Annotated in this window: 26 protein-coding genes; 19 read left to right on the top strand and 7 right to left on the bottom strand. The window is 45.7% G+C overall.

The genetic code is table 11. From position 1 onward, the window contains the following. Nucleotides 1–38: 38 nt before the first annotated feature. The 7 genes from rraA to priA form a co-directional block, all read right to left on the bottom strand. Nucleotides 39–563 (bottom strand): ribonuclease E activity regulator RraA, encoded by a 525-nt coding sequence (gene rraA, locus KIV41_RS00975; protein WP_010445263.1) that lies wholly within the window; start codon nucleotides 561–563, stop codon nucleotides 39–41. A gap of 75 nt (nucleotides 564–638) precedes the next feature. Beyond that, on the bottom strand, nucleotides 639–1,556 hold the full coding sequence (locus KIV41_RS00980) for a 1,4-dihydroxy-2-naphthoate polyprenyltransferase (protein ID WP_171356766.1): 918 nt from the start codon (nucleotides 1,554–1,556) through the stop codon (nucleotides 639–641). Between the two features lie 275 nt (nucleotides 1,557–1,831). Next, on the bottom strand, nucleotides 1,832–3,163 hold the full coding sequence (gene hslU / locus KIV41_RS00985; protein WP_045386369.1) for an HslU--HslV peptidase ATPase subunit: 1,332 nt from the start codon (nucleotides 3,161–3,163) through the stop codon (nucleotides 1,832–1,834). A 29-nt stretch (nucleotides 3,164–3,192) separates the two neighbouring features. Then, nucleotides 3,193–3,744 (bottom strand): ATP-dependent protease subunit HslV, encoded by a 552-nt coding sequence (gene hslV / locus KIV41_RS00990; protein WP_009698878.1) that lies wholly within the window; start codon nucleotides 3,742–3,744, stop codon nucleotides 3,193–3,195. A gap of 289 nt (nucleotides 3,745–4,033) precedes the next feature. Further along, a complete protein-coding gene (gene ftsN / locus KIV41_RS00995; protein WP_045386372.1) occupies nucleotides 4,034–4,579 on the bottom strand; it encodes a cell division protein FtsN in 546 nt (181 codons plus the stop codon). A 136-nt stretch (nucleotides 4,580–4,715) separates the two neighbouring features. After that, nucleotides 4,716–5,723: a DNA-binding transcriptional regulator CytR gene (gene cytR / locus KIV41_RS01000; protein WP_045386374.1), complete on the bottom strand. Its 1,008-nt coding sequence runs from the start codon at nucleotides 5,721–5,723 to the stop codon at nucleotides 4,716–4,718. Between the two features lie 204 nt (nucleotides 5,724–5,927). Beyond that, nucleotides 5,928–8,129, bottom strand: coding sequence for a primosomal protein N' (gene priA / locus KIV41_RS01005; protein ID WP_285335539.1), 2,202 nt, complete (start codon nucleotides 8,127–8,129; stop codon nucleotides 5,928–5,930). 297 nt (nucleotides 8,130–8,426) lie between these two features. Here priA and rpmE point away from each other — a divergent pair, with 297 nt between their 5' ends. The 19 genes from rpmE to rplR all read left to right on the top strand — a co-directional run bounded on the left by rpmE (nucleotide 8,427) and on the right by rplR (nucleotide 17,127). Then, nucleotides 8,427–8,645: a 50S ribosomal protein L31 gene (gene rpmE / locus KIV41_RS01010; protein WP_010445294.1), complete on the top strand. Its 219-nt coding sequence runs from the start codon at nucleotides 8,427–8,429 to the stop codon at nucleotides 8,643–8,645. A gap of 456 nt (nucleotides 8,646–9,101) precedes the next feature. Then, the gene (gene rpsJ, locus KIV41_RS01015; protein ID WP_004410492.1) at nucleotides 9,102–9,413 is read left to right on the top strand and encodes a 30S ribosomal protein S10; all 312 of its coding nucleotides are present in this window, start codon (nucleotides 9,102–9,104) and stop codon (nucleotides 9,411–9,413) included. A gap of 14 nt (nucleotides 9,414–9,427) precedes the next feature. After that, nucleotides 9,428–10,057 (top strand): 50S ribosomal protein L3, encoded by a 630-nt coding sequence (gene rplC, locus KIV41_RS01020; RefSeq protein WP_005435072.1) that lies wholly within the window; start codon nucleotides 9,428–9,430, stop codon nucleotides 10,055–10,057. Between the two features lie 17 nt (nucleotides 10,058–10,074). Next, a complete protein-coding gene (rplD, locus tag KIV41_RS01025; protein WP_005435074.1) occupies nucleotides 10,075–10,677 on the top strand; it encodes a 50S ribosomal protein L4 in 603 nt (200 codons plus the stop codon). Next, a complete protein-coding gene (rplW, locus tag KIV41_RS01030; RefSeq protein ID WP_004398471.1) occupies nucleotides 10,674–10,976 on the top strand; it encodes a 50S ribosomal protein L23 in 303 nt (100 codons plus the stop codon). Before rplD ends, rplW begins: the two co-directional genes overlap by 4 nt. A gap of 15 nt (nucleotides 10,977–10,991) precedes the next feature. Beyond that, nucleotides 10,992–11,816: a 50S ribosomal protein L2 gene (gene rplB / locus KIV41_RS01035; protein ID WP_045386379.1), complete on the top strand. Its 825-nt coding sequence runs from the start codon at nucleotides 10,992–10,994 to the stop codon at nucleotides 11,814–11,816. 21 nt (nucleotides 11,817–11,837) lie between these two features. Further along, nucleotides 11,838–12,116 carry a 30S ribosomal protein S19 gene (gene rpsS / locus KIV41_RS01040; protein WP_005431614.1) on the top strand — a complete coding sequence of 93 codons (279 nt, stop codon included), beginning with the start codon at nucleotides 11,838–11,840 and terminating at the stop codon, nucleotides 12,114–12,116. 10 nt (nucleotides 12,117–12,126) lie between these two features. Further along, nucleotides 12,127–12,459, top strand: coding sequence for a 50S ribosomal protein L22 (gene rplV / locus KIV41_RS01045; RefSeq protein ID WP_010445309.1), 333 nt, complete (start codon nucleotides 12,127–12,129; stop codon nucleotides 12,457–12,459). 18 nt (nucleotides 12,460–12,477) lie between these two features. Continuing rightward, nucleotides 12,478–13,176 (top strand): 30S ribosomal protein S3, encoded by a 699-nt coding sequence (gene rpsC / locus KIV41_RS01050; RefSeq protein ID WP_005435080.1) that lies wholly within the window; start codon nucleotides 12,478–12,480, stop codon nucleotides 13,174–13,176. 11 nt (nucleotides 13,177–13,187) lie between these two features. Further along, nucleotides 13,188–13,598 carry a 50S ribosomal protein L16 gene (gene rplP, locus KIV41_RS01055; RefSeq protein ID WP_005379577.1) on the top strand — a complete coding sequence of 137 codons (411 nt, stop codon included), beginning with the start codon at nucleotides 13,188–13,190 and terminating at the stop codon, nucleotides 13,596–13,598. After that, nucleotides 13,598–13,789, top strand: coding sequence for a 50S ribosomal protein L29 (gene rpmC / locus KIV41_RS01060; protein ID WP_285335540.1), 192 nt, complete (start codon nucleotides 13,598–13,600; stop codon nucleotides 13,787–13,789). Before rplP ends, rpmC begins: the two co-directional genes overlap by 1 nt. Next, nucleotides 13,789–14,043, top strand: coding sequence for a 30S ribosomal protein S17 (gene rpsQ, locus KIV41_RS01065; RefSeq protein ID WP_010445317.1), 255 nt, complete (start codon nucleotides 13,789–13,791; stop codon nucleotides 14,041–14,043). Before rpmC ends, rpsQ begins: the two co-directional genes overlap by 1 nt. Before the next feature lie 164 nt (nucleotides 14,044–14,207). After that, the gene (gene rplN / locus KIV41_RS01070; protein ID WP_004410450.1) at nucleotides 14,208–14,579 is read left to right on the top strand and encodes a 50S ribosomal protein L14; all 372 of its coding nucleotides are present in this window, start codon (nucleotides 14,208–14,210) and stop codon (nucleotides 14,577–14,579) included. 13 nt (nucleotides 14,580–14,592) lie between these two features. Then, nucleotides 14,593–14,910: a 50S ribosomal protein L24 gene (gene rplX, locus KIV41_RS01075; protein ID WP_010445323.1), complete on the top strand. Its 318-nt coding sequence runs from the start codon at nucleotides 14,593–14,595 to the stop codon at nucleotides 14,908–14,910. Between the two features lie 23 nt (nucleotides 14,911–14,933). Further along, the gene (gene rplE / locus KIV41_RS01080) at nucleotides 14,934–15,473 is read left to right on the top strand and encodes a 50S ribosomal protein L5 (protein WP_045386380.1); all 540 of its coding nucleotides are present in this window, start codon (nucleotides 14,934–14,936) and stop codon (nucleotides 15,471–15,473) included. Between the two features lie 17 nt (nucleotides 15,474–15,490). Next, nucleotides 15,491–15,796, top strand: a complete 306-nt coding sequence (rpsN, locus tag KIV41_RS01085; RefSeq protein ID WP_004410442.1) for a 30S ribosomal protein S14 — start codon at nucleotides 15,491–15,493, stop codon at nucleotides 15,794–15,796. A gap of 29 nt (nucleotides 15,797–15,825) precedes the next feature. Then, nucleotides 15,826–16,218, top strand: coding sequence for a 30S ribosomal protein S8 (gene rpsH, locus KIV41_RS01090; protein ID WP_005450567.1), 393 nt, complete (start codon nucleotides 15,826–15,828; stop codon nucleotides 16,216–16,218). 12 nt (nucleotides 16,219–16,230) lie between these two features. Then, entirely contained in the window at nucleotides 16,231–16,764 is a 534-nt protein-coding gene (gene rplF / locus KIV41_RS01095) for a 50S ribosomal protein L6 (protein ID WP_010445333.1), read from the top strand. Between the two features lie 9 nt (nucleotides 16,765–16,773). Next, entirely contained in the window at nucleotides 16,774–17,127 is a 354-nt protein-coding gene (gene rplR / locus KIV41_RS01100; RefSeq protein WP_005435088.1) for a 50S ribosomal protein L18, read from the top strand. Nucleotides 17,128–17,130 lie beyond the last annotated feature (3 nt).

The raw sequence follows: 17,130 nt of genomic DNA on the forward strand, positions 1-17,130 counted from the left end.
CACCCGCCATGTGCGGGTGTTTGTGTATTTGAGGCTGGCTAACTTAGCTCTTGTTCTTCGTCATCTGCATCTAGTTCAAGATCAATGTTGAGCGGCTCTGGTGAAAGAATGATGCCAGTGCTGTCTGCGTAGATGTAATCTTCTGGTAGGAAGCTGACTCCGCCAAAGTTCACTGGTACGTCAATTTCACCGATACCTTGGTTAGCTGCACCAACAGGAATAGAGGCTAGTGCTTGAATGCCTAGATTCATGTCTTCAAGTTCATCCACTTCGCGGACACACCCGTAAACGACAATCCCTTCCCATTCATTCTCTTCGGCTAGTGTTGCGATTTCTGCATCGATTAATGCTCTGCGTAGAGAGCCGCCACCATCAATCAACAATACTCGCCCGATACCATCTTGCTCTAACGTTTCGCGGATCAGAGTGTTGTCTTCAAAACACTTAATCGTTGTCACTTGTCCTGCGAAGGATGCGCGACCACCAAAGTTACTGAACATCGGTTCAACCACATCTACCTGATCAAGATAGATATCACAGAGTGCTGAGGTATTGTATTCCATAGCGTGCCTTTCTAAACAGAAACTGTTGTCTTTGAGTATATAGAGGCATTAAGTCAATGCAATGACATTCCTTTTTTAACTCACGAGAGTTTGAGCTACCACAATTGTTGCAAACAAAACGTTAGTTACCAGAGAGCATTTGACAACAACGGGCATCATCGGTGCAATTTGTGCTGGTTGCTGCGTTTGCCATACTGCTCTACCGTGCTGCGCGACTACATACACACTGACGAGGAATGGCAGGCTGATCCAAACTGGCTTGCCTTGAATCAGTAAATAGCTTGCAAAAGCTACGAGGGCAGAGCCAAGCAAAATAAAGTGGTATTGCTTCGCTTTACGTTGGCCAAGTCGAACCGCCATGGTGCGTTTACCGCATTGACTGTCGTTTTCAATATCGCGCATGTTGTTGATGTTCAGTACCGCAACCGCTAGCAGGCCACAACCTAACGCTGGTAGGAAAAGTGTTGCATCCACATGACCAGTGTGAAGGAAGTACGTCCCCGAGACCCCAAGTAAACCAAAGAATAAGAATACTGAGAGATCCCCCAAGCCAACATAGCCGTATGGCTTGCTGCCCATGGTGTAAGCAATTGCCGCTAGGATGGCAAGAATACCTAACCCGATAAAAGTAAGGATACTTTCAAAAGAGCTGAGGGCATAAAACACCAAAGTTAAACCTGCAATAGCAGTCAGGATAATGTTGAAGATGATCGCTTTCTTCATTTGGTCTGCGGTTACTACACCAGACTGCATCGCGCGCTGAGGACCTAAGCGATTATCATTGTCCGTACCTTGCACAGCATCACCATAATCGTTAGCTAGGTTAGACAAAATTTGCAGTAGCGTGGCAGTGACTAATGCCATGATAGCGATCGTCAGAGAAAAGTGCCCCGCAGAATACGCGAGTACGCTCCCAGTAAGAATCGATACCAGTGCCAGTGGTAATGTTTTTGGACGAGCGGCTTCAAGCCAGATCTGTAAAGATTGTTTCATGGATATTTCGTGCTAGTAACCAATGTGCCCAGTATAAGCACAAAGCGCCCGTTACGCTATTGACCTGACGCAACTCAATTAAGAGTCAAAGGGTTACGGAGAAGGAACACAGTTTCCATATTTGAGGGAATAAAATGGCGCTTTTTAATAAAGAGAAGGGGACGGCGAATGTTGTTATTAGATCCTTAGTCTCGCTTGAGCTCGCTAAAGTAGCTCTCATTCAGAAAGAAAAAGCCCAGAAACAAGGTTCTGGGCTTTGAGCTCTATAGTGCTAGTTAAAGAATGAAGCGACTTAGATCTTCATCTTCAATTGTATCGCCTAGGCGGTCTTTCACGTATGCCGCGTTGATGACGAATTTCTCACCGGCTTTTTCAGTCGCATCGTAAGAAATCTCATCCATCAGGCGTTCCATTACGGTGTGTAGACGACGAGCACCGATGTTCTCAGTAGTTTCGTTTACTGTCCATGCTGCTTCTGCGATTTGCGTGATGCCATCTTCAGTAAACTCTACGTTCACGTCTTCTGTCTTCATTAGTGCAATGTATTGCTCAGTTAGAGACGCTTTCGGTTCAGTTAGGATGCGTTTGAAATCGTTGCTAGTTAGCGCTTCAAGCTCAACACGAATAGGTAGACGACCTTGTAGCTCTGGGATCAAATCAGACGGTTTTGCCACTTGGAATGCACCTGAAGCTACAAACAAGATATGATCTGTTTTCACCATACCGTGCTTGGTTGATACTGTGCTACCTTCGATTAAAGGTAGTAGATCACGTTGAACACCTTCACGAGATACGTCAGGGCCAGAGCTCTCACCGCGTTTACAAATCTTGTCGATTTCGTCGATAAATACGATGCCGTTGTTCTCTACGTTGAAGATCGCAGATTCTTTCAGTTCTTCTTGGTTTACCAGTTTCGCCGCTTCTTCTTCCGCCAACGCTTTCATTGCGTCTTTGATTTTCAGCTTACGCTTTTTCTTGGTGTCACCAGCTAGGTTTTGGAACATACCCTGCAGTTGGTTGGTCATCTCTTCCATGCCAGGAGGAGCCATGATTTCCACACCCATTTGTGGCGCAGCTACGTCGATTTCGATTTCTTTATCGTCTAACTTACCTTCACGTAGTTTTTTACGGAAAATTTGACGAGTGTTTGAGCTGTCTTCAGTTTGTTCAGCTTGACCCCAAGCATCACGAGCTGGTGGCAGTAGGGCGTCAAGAATACGCTCTTCAGCCAGCTCCTCTGCACGGAACTTTACTTTTTCCATTGCTTGCTGGTGGGTCATCTTTACGGCAACATCTGTTAGGTCGCGAATAATGGTTTCCACTTCTTTACCCACGTAGCCAACTTCGGTGAACTTGGTCGCTTCTACTTTGATAAACGGCGCGTTAGCCAGTTTTGCAAGACGACGAGCAATCTCTGTTTTACCTACACCAGTTGGACCAATCATTAGGATGTTTTTTGGTGTTACTTCTACACGCAAGCTTTCTTCAAGTTGCATGCGACGCCAGCGGTTACGCAGTGCAATCGCAACCGAACGTTTTGCTTTGTCTTGACCAATGATGTGGCGGTTCAGTTCATGAACGATTTCGCGAGGAGTCATTTCAGACATATTCTTTCCTTACTTCGTTACGATTACGCTTAAGCCGTAGGCTTAGGAAGTTCTGCTGTAGATTCTAGTTCTTCTACAGTGTGATGATGGTTGGTGAACACACAGATGTCGCCGGCAATGTTCAATGCTTTTTCTGCGATTTCGCGAGCATCTAGGTCTGTGTTTTCTAATAGTGCAGTGGCTGCCGCTTGTGCGTATGCACCACCTGAGCCAATCGCGATCAAGTCATTTTCTGGCTGAACCACATCACCATTACCTGTGATGATCAGTGAAGCGGTTTCATCGGCTACAGCCAGCAGCGCTTCTAGTTTTCGAAGTGCTCGATCGCTACGCCAATCTTTAGCTAGTTCAACGGCTGCTTTAGTTAGATGGCCTTGATGCATTTGCAACTTACTTTCAAAACGCTCGAATAGAGTGAAAGCATCGGCAGTACCACCGGCAAAACCTGCAAGTACTTGATTGTTGTACAGGCGACGGACTTTACGTGCATTGCCTTTCATTACCGTATTGCCTAATGATACTTGGCCATCACCCGCGATGACGACTTTGTTGTTTCGACGTACAGATACAATAGTAGTCACAGTCGACCTCTTAATTATTTCTCTTTGGATTTAATCATTATATGGGGGGAAGGGATTCGGGATTCAAGGGGAAGTCGTTTTTCCTTTGTCGACATTATGATTTGTCGTTTTGAACGAGGAAGAGAGTGAGATGCTTTGGAGCGTAAGTGGTTTGATGATAACTGCGGGCTCACTGAGCAATGTGAGTGGTTATGGATTACCCGAGTAGGGGATCTCGACTTACTGTTGGATAAAAGAAAAGACCAACCGATTACTTGGTTGGTCTCGACATTAATGAGATCTTTAAGAGTTAAATATTCTCTTTCCAAATCGCACACGGTTCGATCTTGGCTCGTTGCAATTTATGGCGATCTTTTTCCGCATCACGTTTGAACTTATATGGACCTAGTACGACACGGTACCAAGAGCTGCCTTCTTTCTTACGTATTCTGCTAGAAATACCTTGAAAAGCGATCGCTAGCTTACGGTCTTCTGCTTGAGCCTGAGTCTTATACGCCCCACATTGCATTATGTAAGGGATCTTTGAGACTTCAATTTCTTTCGCGACCACTTCGACTTCACGGCTAGGTAAAGACTCGACATATTCCCACTTTTCCTCAGGAGGAGGTGGAAGTTCTTTCTTTGGTTTCGGCTTGCTTGTCTTCACCGGCTCTTGTTTCGCTACTGGCTTTTCTGGCTCAGGATCGGTACTGAGTAGGTATAAGCCATAGCCAAAGCCCCCCACAAGCAAGACAGCTAGTAGGCCACTACGCCAAGGTTTTTTTCGTGATGGTTGTTTCTTGGTTGTTTTTTTCGGCGTGCCACGACCACGTCGTACATAATCTCTATTTGCCACGGTAACTTCAGGTCATCAAGGATTCTGACAGTATGGTAATCCAGAACGAGGAGAGAAAACACCCTGACAATGTAATCTTGTTAGCTACGTGCAGGAAACTGGCCACTTTAGCGATGCTAGAGTGGCTAGTTAGTTATCAGCGTAATGGTGGTGGAGCAGCACTACCTCGAACAACAAGTTTGGTCTCAAGTAAGCGAGAGCCGGAGTGTACATCATGACCTTTTAACAGCTCTAGCATCATTAGCATGGCTTGGCGACCGATCTCATAACGAGGTTGCGAGATGGTAGTTAACGGTGGATCGCAGTACTGAGCAAATTGGATATCGTCAAACCCAACAATTGAGATGTCTTGTGGAACTCTCAATCCTAGGCGTTTTGCTTCTTGGATCGCACCAATAGCCATGGTGTCACAATGACAGAATACAGCGGTAGGTGGCTCTGGTAGTTCGAGTAGTTTACGGATTGCTTGTGCACCGCCTTCAAAGGTGAAGTCAGTAACGATACTGTATTGTGCTTCTTTAGTAATGCCCGCACGACGTAACGCCTGTTGGTAACCCTGCTGACGGAATTGGCATAGTGCAGCACTCTCTGGACCAGAGATTTGAGCGATACGCTTATGGCCTAATTGAGTTAGGTAGTTCACAGCTTCAAAAGCAGAGGTTAGGTTATCAATGTGTACGGTTGGCAGTTCTAGCTCAGGAGCAAACTCACAAGCCATCACCATAGGCGGTAAGTTTTTCTGTTCTGGCTTGCTGACATCGAATGGTAAATCGGTGCCAAGCAGTAGCATGCCATCAGCTTGTTTGGTAAAGACGAGGTTTACAAATGAGCTTTCTCGTTTTTTCTGTTGACCACTGTCGCCCAGTAGGACTAGGTAGCCATGTTCCATTGCTGCATCTTCGATACCACGAATGATTTCAGAAAAGTACGGATCGCAGATGTCGGGAACTATAGTGACAATGGTTTTTGATTCATTTCTACGTAAGTTGCGTGCTAATGAATTCGGTGAGTAGCCAGCTTCAAGCACAGCATCTTCTACTCTTTTTCGTGTCGATGATGATACTTTTTCCGGATTCATCAGAGCTCGCGACACGGTTGCGGTAGAGACTCCAGCAAGCTGGGCAACATCCTTCATTGTCGCCATAGTTTATACCCTCTCAATTGATTGCCAGATGACGTTTGTCATTGTTCTAATATCAGCCTATGTGATTGATCCACTTTAGACTTTGCTAATTTGGATAGTCTATTCATTTCTAAAGTGAAAGTTACGGCCTGATTAACAAAAATTGCAATGCGATTGTGATTTTCATCACATAAGACGGTAATTCATTACATAGTTAAACGTTTGCTAGCTGAGATCTTGTGGTTCTATGTCTAAATTCCAGCGCACTTTCTTGGCATTTGGCAACAACTCAATAGCAGGTTTCGCACTGGTTAATAACTTTTGCATCAATGAGCGATGCTGAGTTTGCAGTAATAATTGCCAACGATATTTCCCGGCACGCTTGGCTAACGGTGATGGCGTCGGCCCCAATACCATGCAGGAATCATCGAATAGTGGGTGTGATTCAAGGGTAAAACGCACTTGGCGTAAAAAGTCTTCAACCACCTCGCTTTGGTTTGCCTCTGCTTTAAATAATGTTAAGAAGCTATATGGCGGTAATTGAGCCAGCTTACGTTCTTCTAAGGCGGTCATGGCAAAGTGTCGGTAGTCTTTTTGCAGCAGCGCCTGTAGCAAACTATGTTCTGGATGGTGGGTTTGCAGTATCACTTCTCCCGGCTTACTTGCTCGGCCAGCGCGCCCGGCGACCTGAATGAATAACTGTGCTAAACGCTCTGATGCTCGGAAGTCACTACTATATAAAGAGCCATCCACATCTAGCAGCGCAACAAGTGTCACGTTAGGGAAGTGGTGGCCTTTTGCTAGCATTTGAGTGCCGATTAAAATTTGGTATTCGCCTTTACGAATCGACTCGAGCGCATCCTCTAGGCTGCCTTTGCGGCGAGTGCTATCTCTATCAATACGAATAGCTTTGTATTCGGGAAATAGATCTGCCAATTGTAACTCGAGCTGTTCCGTGCCTACGCCCACAGTCACTAACTGTGTCGAGCCACACCCTCGGCATTGATGAATCACAGGTTGCTGTGAGCCGCAGTGATGACAGCGAATCTCATTGCTGTATTGATGGAAGGTGTAGTAAGCATCACAACGTTTACATTCCGCAATCCAGCCACATTCATGGCACATCAATGCTGGTGAAAAGCCTCGGCGGTTTAAGAACAACATGACTTGATTGCCTGCTTTTAGGTGTTTGCGCATTTCTGCAATCAAAGGCGCGGATAATCCACTATCTAAATAGAGGCCTTTTACATCGAGTACTTTATTCGTCGTTGGCACAGCAGAGCCAGCACGCTGAGTCAGAGTTAAATGATGATACTTACCAGTGAGTGCATTATGCAGTGTTTCTAATGCAGGCGTTGCTGAACCAAGCACAATAGGCACTTGCTCTTTATGTGCGCGCATAACCGCAACATCACGCGCGTGATAGCGTAGGCTATCTTGCTGTTTATAAGACGAGTCGTGCTCTTCATCGACGATAATAATGCCGAGATTGGCGAAAGGCGTTAGCAGGGCAGAGCGGGTACCAATAATGATGCCGGCGGCTTTGTCCCGTGCAGAAAGCCAAGCATTCAGCCGCTCGGTATCATTTAGCCCAGAATGGATCAGATCAACGGGAACATTAAAGCGATGTTTAAAGCGGTTGATAGTTTGTGGTGTTAAACCTATCTCTGGCACCAAAACTAATGCTTGTTTACCTTGCTCAAGCACTGGCTTAATGAGGTTCAAGTAGACTTCGGTTTTACCTGAGCCGGTTACGCCCTCTAATAAATAGCAGGCAAAACCGGTTTGACTGTTTACGCTTGCAATAGCCAGCGCCTGTTCATGGTTGAGTTTTGGCTTCTCTACGTCGCACTCGACTTGTTGGCCCCACTTAGTGATTGTTGGCCTCTTCTCTATGCGTTCGACCCAGCCTTTCTCTTCTAAAGATTTAAGTACGCTAGACCCAATTTCATGATCAATAAACTCTTGATGCGGAACTGAGCCATTAACTAACATCTGCAAAGCACGCTGTTGTTTGACTGCGCGCCCTAAACCTTGCATCAGCTTATCTTTACCCGATGTAGTGATCTTCCACTCTTGCAGCGTAGCAAAGTCTGCAGGTTTACCTTTACGCAGTGCAGTGGGCATCGCGTTGTGTAATGTATCTCCGAGAGGGTATTGGTAAAACTGACTACACCAAGTAAGTAAGGAGTATAGTTTCTCTGGCCATAGAGGTTGGGCGTCTAAAACTGCTTTGATTGGTTTCAGTTGCTCTTTAGGAAAATCAGAATGGTTCACCATCGCAGTGACTATGCCGACAAGGGTCTGACGGCCGAAAGGAACAGACACTCTTCCTCCAATGAGCGGAAAGAGATGCCCGGGAATGATGTAATCAAACTGTTTGTCGAGTGGTACCGGTAGTGCCACTCTAGCGATGGATGGGCGCATAGAATCTTAACTATATAAAAGAGGGAAGAAGAGGGTATAGTCTATTAAAACCTTCGGTGGAATTCGAGTAATCCTCAAATAAGGTAAGAGAAAGTCCTCTATATATAAGTGCTGGTGAAAAAAGTGGCGAAAAAGTTGCCAAATGTGTTGATCCTAGCAAGGTGATTCATTACTATACTGCGCCTTGAGATATGGCTTCGGCAATTGGTCGATGCGGTATCGCATTTTTGATATTAATTACGTGTGGTGTGCGGCTTAGATTCGTATAGCGACACGGCCTACTATTGAGGTTATCCCATGAAAGCTGGTATCCACCCAGAATACAAAGCAGTAACTGCTACTTGTTCTTGCGGCAACTCTTTTGAGTTCAAATCTACTCTAGCGAAGGAATCTATCCACCTAGACGTATGTGACAAGTGTCACCCATTCTACACTGGTAAGCAACGTATCGTTGATACAGGCGGCCGTGTTGATCGCTTCAACAAGCGTTTCGGTGCACTATCAAGCAAGAAGTAATAGCCAGCGCTATTATCATTCCTGTTTAAAAAAGGACGCTAAGGCGTCCTTTTTGTTTATGCGGCGGCAGAACTTTTGGATATTTCGAGTGGTTGGATTTTATTCGATTATTTTTCACTCAGCTCTTGCATCCTAAAGTGTGATCTGTATAATGCGTCGCACTGGTTAAGCCAGTTGTGAACCAATGAGCAATGAGGAGCGAGTAAATCCTAGTGATTTACGCGGTAATGTAGACTCAGCTTATGTTCGCGGTTAATACAATTAGCTATCTTTTCTTCGGAAAAACTATCCCCAGACGTGACTCTGGTATATAGGGATAGTTAATCGAAAATTAACTGACAATGTGTCCTAATCTTGGACGCTACGGTTTCACATAAATCAATCGGCATTCTCTCGTCTTGACGAGTCTGAGTGGCGATATTGTTTGTGTAATTTTTAATATTGGAGCTCTGTCTCATGCAGAACCAACGTATCCGTATCCGCCTAAAAGCATTCGATTACAAACTAATCGACGCTTCTACAGCGGAAATCGTTGAAACAGCTAAGCGCACTGGCGCACAGGTTCGTGGTCCAATCCCACTGCCAACTCGTAAAGAGCGTTTCACAGTTCTTATCTCTCCACACGTTAACAAGAAAGCACGTGACCAGTACGAAATTCGTACTCACAAGCGTCTAATCGACATCGTTGAGCCAACAGACAAAACTGTTGATGCTCTAATGCGTCTAGACCTTGCTGCGGGCGTTGACGTTCAAATTAGCCTAGGTTAAGGGAGATTAGAAGAATGATTGGTCTAATCGGTCGTAAAGTGGGCATGACCCGCGTATTTACTGAAGACGGCGTTTCTATCCCAGTAACAGTTGTTGAAGTTGAAGCAAACCGTGTTTCTCAAGTTAAAACTCTTGAGACAGACGGCTACGCAGCAATTCAGGTAACTGCTGGTTCTAAGAAAGCTAACCGTGTAAACAAAGCTGAAGCAGGTCACTTTGCTAAAGCTGGCGTTGAAGCTGGTCGCGGTCTTTGGGAATTCCGTTTGGAAAACGGTGAAGAGTTCGCAGTTGGCGCTGAGCTAACAGTTGAACTATTCAACGAAACTAAGAAAGTAGACGTTACTGGTACATCTAAAGGTAAGGGCTTCCAAGGCGCTGTTAAGCGTTGGAACTTCCGTACTCAAGATATGACTCACGGTAACTCATTGTCTCACCGTGCACCGGGTTCAATTGGCCAATGTCAAACTCCAGGTCGCGTATTTAAAGGCAAGAAAATGGCAGGTCACATGGGTGCTGAGCGTGTAACGACTCAAAACCTAGAGATCGTACGTGTTGACGCTGAGCGCAATCTGCTTCTTATTAAAGGTGCAGTACCGGGCTCAACAGGTGGCAACGTGATCGTTAAACCAGCTGTTAAAGCATAACGTCTCAGGAGTAAGTAATGGAACTAATGGTTAAAGGTGCTGATGCACTAACTGTTTCCGAAACTACTTTCGGACGTGAGTTTAACGAAGCTCTTGTACACCAAGTAGTTGTTGCGTTTGCAGCAGGTGCTCGTCAAGGTACTCGTGCTCAAAAAACACGTTCAGAAGTTTCTGGCGGTGGCGCTAAGCCATGGCGTCAAAAAGGTACTGGCCGTGCGCGTGCTGGTACAATCCGTAGCCCAATCTGGCGTACAGGTGGTGTTACTTTTGCTGCGAAACCACAAGATCACAGCCAAAAAGTAAACAAAAAAATGTACCGCGGTGCTATGAAGAGCATTCTTTCTGAGCTAGTTCGTCAAGAGCGTCTAATCGTTGTTGATAACTTCTCAGTTGAAGCGCCAAAGACTAAAGAGCTAGTTGCTAAGCTTAAAGAGCTTGAGCTAACTGACGCTCTAATCGTGACTAGCGAAGTAGATGAGAATCTATTCCTAGCTGCTCGTAACCTATACAAAGTTGACGCACGTGACGTTGCTGGTATCGACCCAGTTTCACTAATCGCGTTCGACAAAGTTGTAATGACTGCTGAAGCAGTTAAGCAAGTTGAGGAGATGCTAGCATGATCACTGAAGAGCGTATCCTAAAAGTTCTACGTGCTCCGCACATCTCTGAAAAAGCAACTATGGCAGCTGAGAAAGCGAACACTATCGTTTTCAAAGTAGCTAAAGATGCAACTAAAAAAGAGATCAAAGCAGCTGTAGAAAAGCTTTTTGAAGTTGAAGTTAAGTCTGTAAATACTCTTATCACTAAGGGTAAGACCAAACGTCAAGGTCTACGCCAAGGTCGCCGCAGCGACGTTAAGAAAGCGTACGTTACTTTGAAAGAAGGTCAAGATCTTGACTTTGTTGGCGGCGCGGAATAACAGGAGTAGTTAAGAATGGCTATTGTTAAATGTAAGCCGACTTCCCCTGGTCGTCGTCACGTTGTTAAAGTTGTTAACGCTGACCTACACAAGGGCAAGCCATACGCACCTCTTCTAGAGAAAAACTCTAAGAACGGTGGTCGTAACAACAACGGTCGTATCACAGTACGTCACATCGGCGGTGGTCACAAGCACCACTACCGTCTAGTTGACTTCAAACGTACTAAAGACGGTATCCCAGCGACAGTTGAGCGTCTAGAATACGATCCAAACCGTAGCGCAAACATTGCTCTAGTTCTATACAAAGACGGTGAGCGTCGCTACATCCTAGCACCTAAAGGTGTTAACGCGGGTGATGTTATTCAGTCTGGTGCTGATGCACCAATCAAAGCTGGTAACACTCTACCAATGCGTAACATCCCAGTAGGTTCAACTGTACACAACGTTGAACTTAAACCTGGTAAAGGTGGTCAGCTAGCTCGTTCGGCTGGTGCTTACGCTCAAATCGTTGCTCGCGACGGTGCGTACGTAACTATCCGTCTACGTTCTGGCGAAATGCGCAAAGTTCTTTCTGAAGGCCGTGCAACAATCGGTGAAGTTGGTAACTCTGAGCACATGCTACGTGAACTTGGTAAAGCTGGTGCTTCACGCTGGCGCGGCGTACGTCCAACCGTACGTGGTGTAGTAATGAACCCGGTTGATCACCCACACGGTGGTGGTGAAGGTCGTACATCTGGCGGTCGTCACCCAGTATCTCCTTGGGGTATGCCAACTAAAGGCTTCAAGACTCGTAAGAACAAACGCACTGACAAGTACATCGTACGTCGTCGTAACAAGTAATCTATATAAAGAGGAATCGCCATGCCACGTTCTCTCAAGAAAGGTCCATTTATTGACCTACACTTGCTGAAGAAGGTAGAGAAAGCGGTGGAAAGCGGAGACAAAAAGCCACTTAAGACTTGGTCCCGTCGTTCAATGATCATCCCATCGATGATCGGTTTGACCATCGCTGTCCATAATGGTCGTCAGCACGTACCTGTTTTCGTTACCGAAGAAATGATCGGTCACAAACTAGGTGAATTCGCACCAACACGTACTTACCGCGGTCACGCTGCGGATAAGAAAGCTAAGAAGCGTTAAGGAGTAAATGATGGAAGCTATTGCTAAACATAACTTTGCTCGCATTTCGCCTCAGAAAGCTCGCTTAGTTGCGGATCTAATTCGTGGTAAATCTGTTGACCAAGCTCTAGAAATCCTAACTTTCAGCAACAAAAAAGCTGCTGTTCTAGTTAAGAAAGTTCTAGAGTCTGCTATCGCTAACGCGGAGCACAACGAAGGTGCAGATATTGACGATCTGAATGTCGCAAAAATCTTTGTAGATGAAGGCCCTATCATGAAGCGTATTATGCCTCGTGCTAAAGGTCGTGCGGATCGTATCTTGAAGCGTTCAAGCCACATCACTGTTGTTGTAGCAGATCGCTAGAGACTAGGAGAGTAAGCAATGGGTCAAAAAGTACATCCTAATGGTATTCGTCTTGGCATCGTTAAGCCTTGGAATGCTACATGGTTTGCTAACACCAAAGATTTCGCTGACAACCTAGACGGCGACTTCAAGGTACGTCAGTTCCTAACTAAGGAACTACAAAAAGCGTCTCTTTCACGTATCGTTATCGAGCGTCCTGCTAAGAGCATCCGTGTGACTATTCACACTGCTCGTCCAGGCGTTGTAATCGGTAAGAAAGGTGAAGACGTTGAGAAACTACGCGCAGCTGTAGCAAAAATTGCAGGTGTACCAGCGCAAATTAACATCGCTGAAGTACGTAAGCCTGAACTTGATGCACAACTTGTTGGTGACAGCATCGCGTCTCAACTAGAGCGTCGTGTTATGTTCCGTCGTGCTATGAAGCGTGCGGTACAAAACGCAATGCGTCTAGGTGCTAAAGGCATCAAAGTGGAAGTAAGCGGTCGTCTAGGCGGCGCTGAAATCGCACGTTCTGAGTGGTACCGTGAAGGCCGTGTGCCTCTACACACTCTACGTGCAGACATTGATTACGCAACTTCTTCGGCTCACACTCAATACGGTGTGATCGGCATTAAAACTTGGATCTTCAAAGGTGAGATCCTAGGTGGTATGCCAGCAGCTAACGCTGTAGAGCCTAAAGGCGACAAGCCTAAGAAGCAGCGTAAAGGCCGTAAGTAAGGAGTCGACAGATGCTACAACCTAAACGTACTAAGTTCCGTAAGGTTCAGACAGGTCGTAACCGTGGTCTAGCTAAAGGTACTGATGTAAGCTTCGGCGAATTCGGTCTTAAAGCTGTTGGCCGTGGTCGTCTAACTGCTCGTCAAATTGAAGCGGCACGTCGTGCAATGACACGTCACGTTAAGCGTCAAGGTAAAATCTGGATCCGTGTGTTCCCAGACAAACCAATCACAGAAAAACCACTTGAAGTTCGTCAAGGTAAGGGTAAAGGTAACGTTGAGTACTGGGTAGCCCAAATCCAACCTGGTAAGGTTATGTACGAAATGGGTGGTGTACCTGAAGAATTGGCACGTGAAGCGTTCCGCCTAGCGGCTCGTAAACTGCCATTCAAGACTACATTTGTAACTAAGCAGGTGATGTGATGAAAGCACAAGATCTACGCGAGAAAAGCGTTGAAGAGCTTAACGTTGAGCTATTGAATTTGCTACGCGAACAGTTCAACTTGCGCATGCAAGCTGCAACTGGTCAGCTACAGCAAACTCATACTCTGAAAGCTGTACGCCGTGATATCGCACGTGTGAAAACTGTTTTGACTGAGAAGGCAGGCGCATAATGAGCGAAGTAAAACGTACTCAACAAGGTCGTGTAGTTAGCGACAAGATGGACAAGTCTATCGTAGTTGCTATCGAACGCATGGTGAAACACCCAATTTACGGTAAATTCGTAAAGCGTACGACTAAAGTACACGCACATGACGCGAACAACGAGTGTGGCCTAGGCGACACAGTTGAAATCGCTGAGTGTCGTCCACTGTCTAAGACTAAGTCTTGGACTTTGGTAAAAGTTCTAGAAAAAGCTAAAGGTTAATCCTAGCTAATTCTATGAAACTAAACGGCTCCAAAATTATTTTTGGGGCCGTTTATTTTTTGACTACCCAATTGAAAAAAAGGGTGGTACAATTCGCGTCCCTTTTAAAGAGGCAGCCCGACCCGAGAGGGTCTAGTTTTTTTATAATTTAGCGGAGCACTAACATGATCCAAATGCAAAGTATGCTGGACGCAGCTGATAACTCAGGCGCACGCAGCGTAATGTGTATTAAGGTTCTGGGTGGCTCTCACCGCCGTTATGCACATATCGGTGACGTTATCAAAGTTACTGTTAAGGAAGCAATTCCTCGCGGTAAAGTTAAAAAAGGTGACGTTCTGAAGGCGGTGGTAGTGCGCACCCGTAAAGGCGTACGTCGTCCTGACGGTTCTGTCATTCGCTTCGACCGAAATGCTTGCGTATTGTTGAACGACAATACAGAGCAACCAATCGGTACACGTATCTTTGGTCCTGTGACACGCGAACTTCGTGGCGATAAGTTCATGAAGATCGTTTCACTGGCTCCAGAAGTTCTGTAAGGAGCACGTAGAAATGGCAGCTAAAATCCGTCGTAATGACGAAGTAATCGTTCTTGCTGGTAAAGACAAAGGCAAGAAAGGTAAAGTAACTAAGGTCCTAGCAACTGGTAAAGTTATCGTTGAAGGCATCAACCTTGTTAAGAAACACCAAAAGCCGGTTCCGGCTCTAGGTCAACAAGGTGGTATCGTTGAACAAGAAGCAGCAATCGATGTTTCTAACGTGGCGATCTTTAACGCAGCTACTGGTAAAGCTGACCGTATCGGTTTCCGTTTTGAAGATGGTAAGAAAGTACGTTTCTTTAAATCTAACAACGAAATCGTTTCTAACTAATAGAAGTAATTTGGAGTTCTACTATGGCGAAACTGCATGATTACTACAAGTCGTCTGTAGTCGCTGAACTGACCAAACAGTTTAGCTACACAAGCGTCATGCAAGTCCCTAGAATCGAGAAAATCACCCTAAACATGGGTGTTGGTGAAGCAATCAACGATAAGAAACTGCTAGAAAACGCAGCATCTGATATGGCAACGATCTCTGGTCAAAAGCCACTTATCACTAAAGCGCGTAAATCTGTTGCTGGTTTCAAAATCCGTGAAGGCTACCCTATCGGTTGTAAAGTAACCTTGCGTGGCGAACGTATGTGGGAATTTTTAGAGCGTTTAATCTCTATCGCACTTCCACGTGTACGTGACTTCCGTGGTGTTAGCGCTAAGTCTTTTGACGGTCGCGGTAACTACAGCATGGGCGTTCGCGAGCAAATCATCTTCCCGGAAATCGACTTTGATAAAGTTGATCGAGTACGCGGTCTAGACATCACTATTACGACGTCTGCTGCTACTGATGAGGAAGGCCGTGCTCTGCTGGCTGCCTTTAACTTCCCATTCCGTAAGTAAGGTGAAGGGTTACTGTTATGGCTAAAAATTCAATGAAAGCACGTGAAGCAAAACGTGCGAAGCTAGTAGCTAAGTTCGCTGAAAAGCGTGCGGCGCTAAAAGCTATCATCAGCGATGTAAACGCATCTGAAGAAGATCGTTGGAATGCGGTTCTTACACTGCAATCTCTTCCACGTGATTCAAGTGCATCACGTCAGCGCAACCGTTGTAACCAAACTGGTCGTCCACACGGTTACCTACGTAAGTTCGGTCTAAGCCGTATTAAGGTTCGTGAAGCTTGCATGAAAGGCGAGATTCCGGGTCTTCGTAAGGCTAGCTGGTAATTGCCACTTAATCATTTGGAGTAAATCATATGAGCATGCAAGATCCGATTTCGGATATGCTGACCCGCGTTCGTAACGGTCAGGCAGCAAACAAAGTTGCTGTTAAAATGCCTTCTTCAAAGCTTAAAGTTGCAATCGCTGCACTACTAAAAGCTGAAGGTTACATCGTTGACTTCGCTGTTGAAGGCGAAGCAAAACCTGAGCTAGAAGTTACACTTAAGTACTTCCAAGCAAAACCAGTAATCGAGCAACTTAAACGTGTTTCTCGTCCAGGTCTACGTGTTTACAAGAAGAAAGATCAACTTCCTTCTGTAATGGGTGGTCTTGGTATTGCTATCGTTTCTACTTCCAAGGGTCTGATGTCAGACCGCGCTGCACGTAAAGCAGGTCTTGGCGGTGAAATCATCTGTTACGTAGCTTAATAGGAGTAGACTATGTCTCGTGTTGCAAAAGCACCTGTCGCTATTCCAGCTGGCGTAGAGGTGAAACTAAACGGCCAAGAAATCACTGTAAAAGGTGCTAAAGGCGAACTAACTCGCGTTCTTAACGACGCTGTTGTTATCGCTCAGGAAGAAAACAACCTGACTTTCGGTCCTAAAGAAGGTGTTACTAACGCATGGGCACAAGCTGGTACAGCTCGCGCTCTAGTTAATAACATGGTTGTTGGTGTTACTGAAGGCTTTACTAAGAAGCTAACTCTTAAAGGTGTTGGTTACCGTGCTGCTATTAAAGGCAACGCTGTAGGTCTAACACTAGGCTTCTCTCACCCAGTTGAGCACGAGTTGCCAGCGGGTATTAAAGCTGAATGTCCAAGCCAAACTGAAATCATCATCACTGGTTGTGATAAGCAACTAGTTGGTCAAGTTGCGGCTGACATTCGTTCTTACCGTCAACCTGAGCCTTACAAAGGCAAAGGTGTTCGTTACGCAGATGAAAATGTGCGTACTAAAGAAGCTAAGAAGAAGTAAGGTAACACTATGGATAAGAAAGCATCTCGCATCCGTCGTGCTACACGTGCACGTCGTAAGATTGCAGAACTGGGTGCGACTCGCCTAGTTGTACACCGTACTCCTCGTCACGTGTACGCACAGGTTATCGCGGCTAATGGCTCTGAGGTTATCGCAGCAGCTTCTACTGTAGAAAAAGCGATCCGTGAGCAAGTGAAATACACTGGTAACGTTGATGCAGCTAAAGCAGTAGGTAAAGCTGTTGCAGAACGCGCTCTTGAAAAAGGCGTAACTGCAGTTGCATTTGATCGTTCTGGTTTCCAATACCACGGTCGAGTAGCGGCGCTAGCAGAATCTGCTCGCGAAGCTGGTCTGAAATTCTAAGGT

This window comes from Vibrio sp. D401a, from assembly GCF_030248515.1.
In the GTDB taxonomy this organism is placed as follows: Bacteria; Pseudomonadota; Gammaproteobacteria; order Enterobacterales; family Vibrionaceae; genus Vibrio; species Vibrio rotiferianus.

Excerpts from the sequence above, each read along its gene's own strand:
- rraA (WP_010445263.1), bottom strand. The coding sequence starts at position 563 with ATGGAATACAATACCTCAGCACTCTGTGATATCTATCTTGATCAGGTA.
- KIV41_RS00980 (WP_171356766.1), bottom strand. The coding sequence starts at position 1,556 with ATGAAACAATCTTTACAGATCTGGCTTGAAGCCGCTCGTCCAAAAACA.
- hslU (WP_045386369.1), bottom strand. The coding sequence starts at position 3,163 with ATGTCTGAAATGACTCCTCGCGAAATCGTTCATGAACTGAACCGCCAC.
- cytR (WP_045386374.1), bottom strand. The coding sequence starts at position 5,723 with ATGGCGACAATGAAGGATGTTGCCCAGCTTGCTGGAGTCTCTACCGCA.
- priA (WP_285335539.1), bottom strand. The coding sequence starts at position 8,129 with ATGCGCCCATCCATCGCTAGAGTGGCACTACCGGTACCACTCGACAAA.
- rpmE (WP_010445294.1), top strand. The coding sequence starts at position 8,427 with ATGAAAGCTGGTATCCACCCAGAATACAAAGCAGTAACTGCTACTTGT.
- rpsJ (WP_004410492.1), top strand. The coding sequence starts at position 9,102 with ATGCAGAACCAACGTATCCGTATCCGCCTAAAAGCATTCGATTACAAA.
- rplC (WP_005435072.1), top strand. The coding sequence starts at position 9,428 with ATGATTGGTCTAATCGGTCGTAAAGTGGGCATGACCCGCGTATTTACT.
- rplD (WP_005435074.1), top strand. The coding sequence starts at position 10,075 with ATGGAACTAATGGTTAAAGGTGCTGATGCACTAACTGTTTCCGAAACT.
- rplW (WP_004398471.1), top strand. The coding sequence starts at position 10,674 with ATGATCACTGAAGAGCGTATCCTAAAAGTTCTACGTGCTCCGCACATC.
- rplB (WP_045386379.1), top strand. The coding sequence starts at position 10,992 with ATGGCTATTGTTAAATGTAAGCCGACTTCCCCTGGTCGTCGTCACGTT.
- rpsS (WP_005431614.1), top strand. The coding sequence starts at position 11,838 with ATGCCACGTTCTCTCAAGAAAGGTCCATTTATTGACCTACACTTGCTG.
- rplV (WP_010445309.1), top strand. The coding sequence starts at position 12,127 with ATGGAAGCTATTGCTAAACATAACTTTGCTCGCATTTCGCCTCAGAAA.
- rpsC (WP_005435080.1), top strand. The coding sequence starts at position 12,478 with ATGGGTCAAAAAGTACATCCTAATGGTATTCGTCTTGGCATCGTTAAG.
- rplP (WP_005379577.1), top strand. The coding sequence starts at position 13,188 with ATGCTACAACCTAAACGTACTAAGTTCCGTAAGGTTCAGACAGGTCGT.
- rpmC (WP_285335540.1), top strand. The coding sequence starts at position 13,598 with ATGAAAGCACAAGATCTACGCGAGAAAAGCGTTGAAGAGCTTAACGTT.
- rpsQ (WP_010445317.1), top strand. The coding sequence starts at position 13,789 with ATGAGCGAAGTAAAACGTACTCAACAAGGTCGTGTAGTTAGCGACAAG.
- rplN (WP_004410450.1), top strand. The coding sequence starts at position 14,208 with ATGATCCAAATGCAAAGTATGCTGGACGCAGCTGATAACTCAGGCGCA.
- rplX (WP_010445323.1), top strand. The coding sequence starts at position 14,593 with ATGGCAGCTAAAATCCGTCGTAATGACGAAGTAATCGTTCTTGCTGGT.
- rplE (WP_045386380.1), top strand. The coding sequence starts at position 14,934 with ATGGCGAAACTGCATGATTACTACAAGTCGTCTGTAGTCGCTGAACTG.
- rpsN (WP_004410442.1), top strand. The coding sequence starts at position 15,491 with ATGGCTAAAAATTCAATGAAAGCACGTGAAGCAAAACGTGCGAAGCTA.
- rpsH (WP_005450567.1), top strand. The coding sequence starts at position 15,826 with ATGAGCATGCAAGATCCGATTTCGGATATGCTGACCCGCGTTCGTAAC.
- rplF (WP_010445333.1), top strand. The coding sequence starts at position 16,231 with ATGTCTCGTGTTGCAAAAGCACCTGTCGCTATTCCAGCTGGCGTAGAG.
- rplR (WP_005435088.1), top strand. The coding sequence starts at position 16,774 with ATGGATAAGAAAGCATCTCGCATCCGTCGTGCTACACGTGCACGTCGT.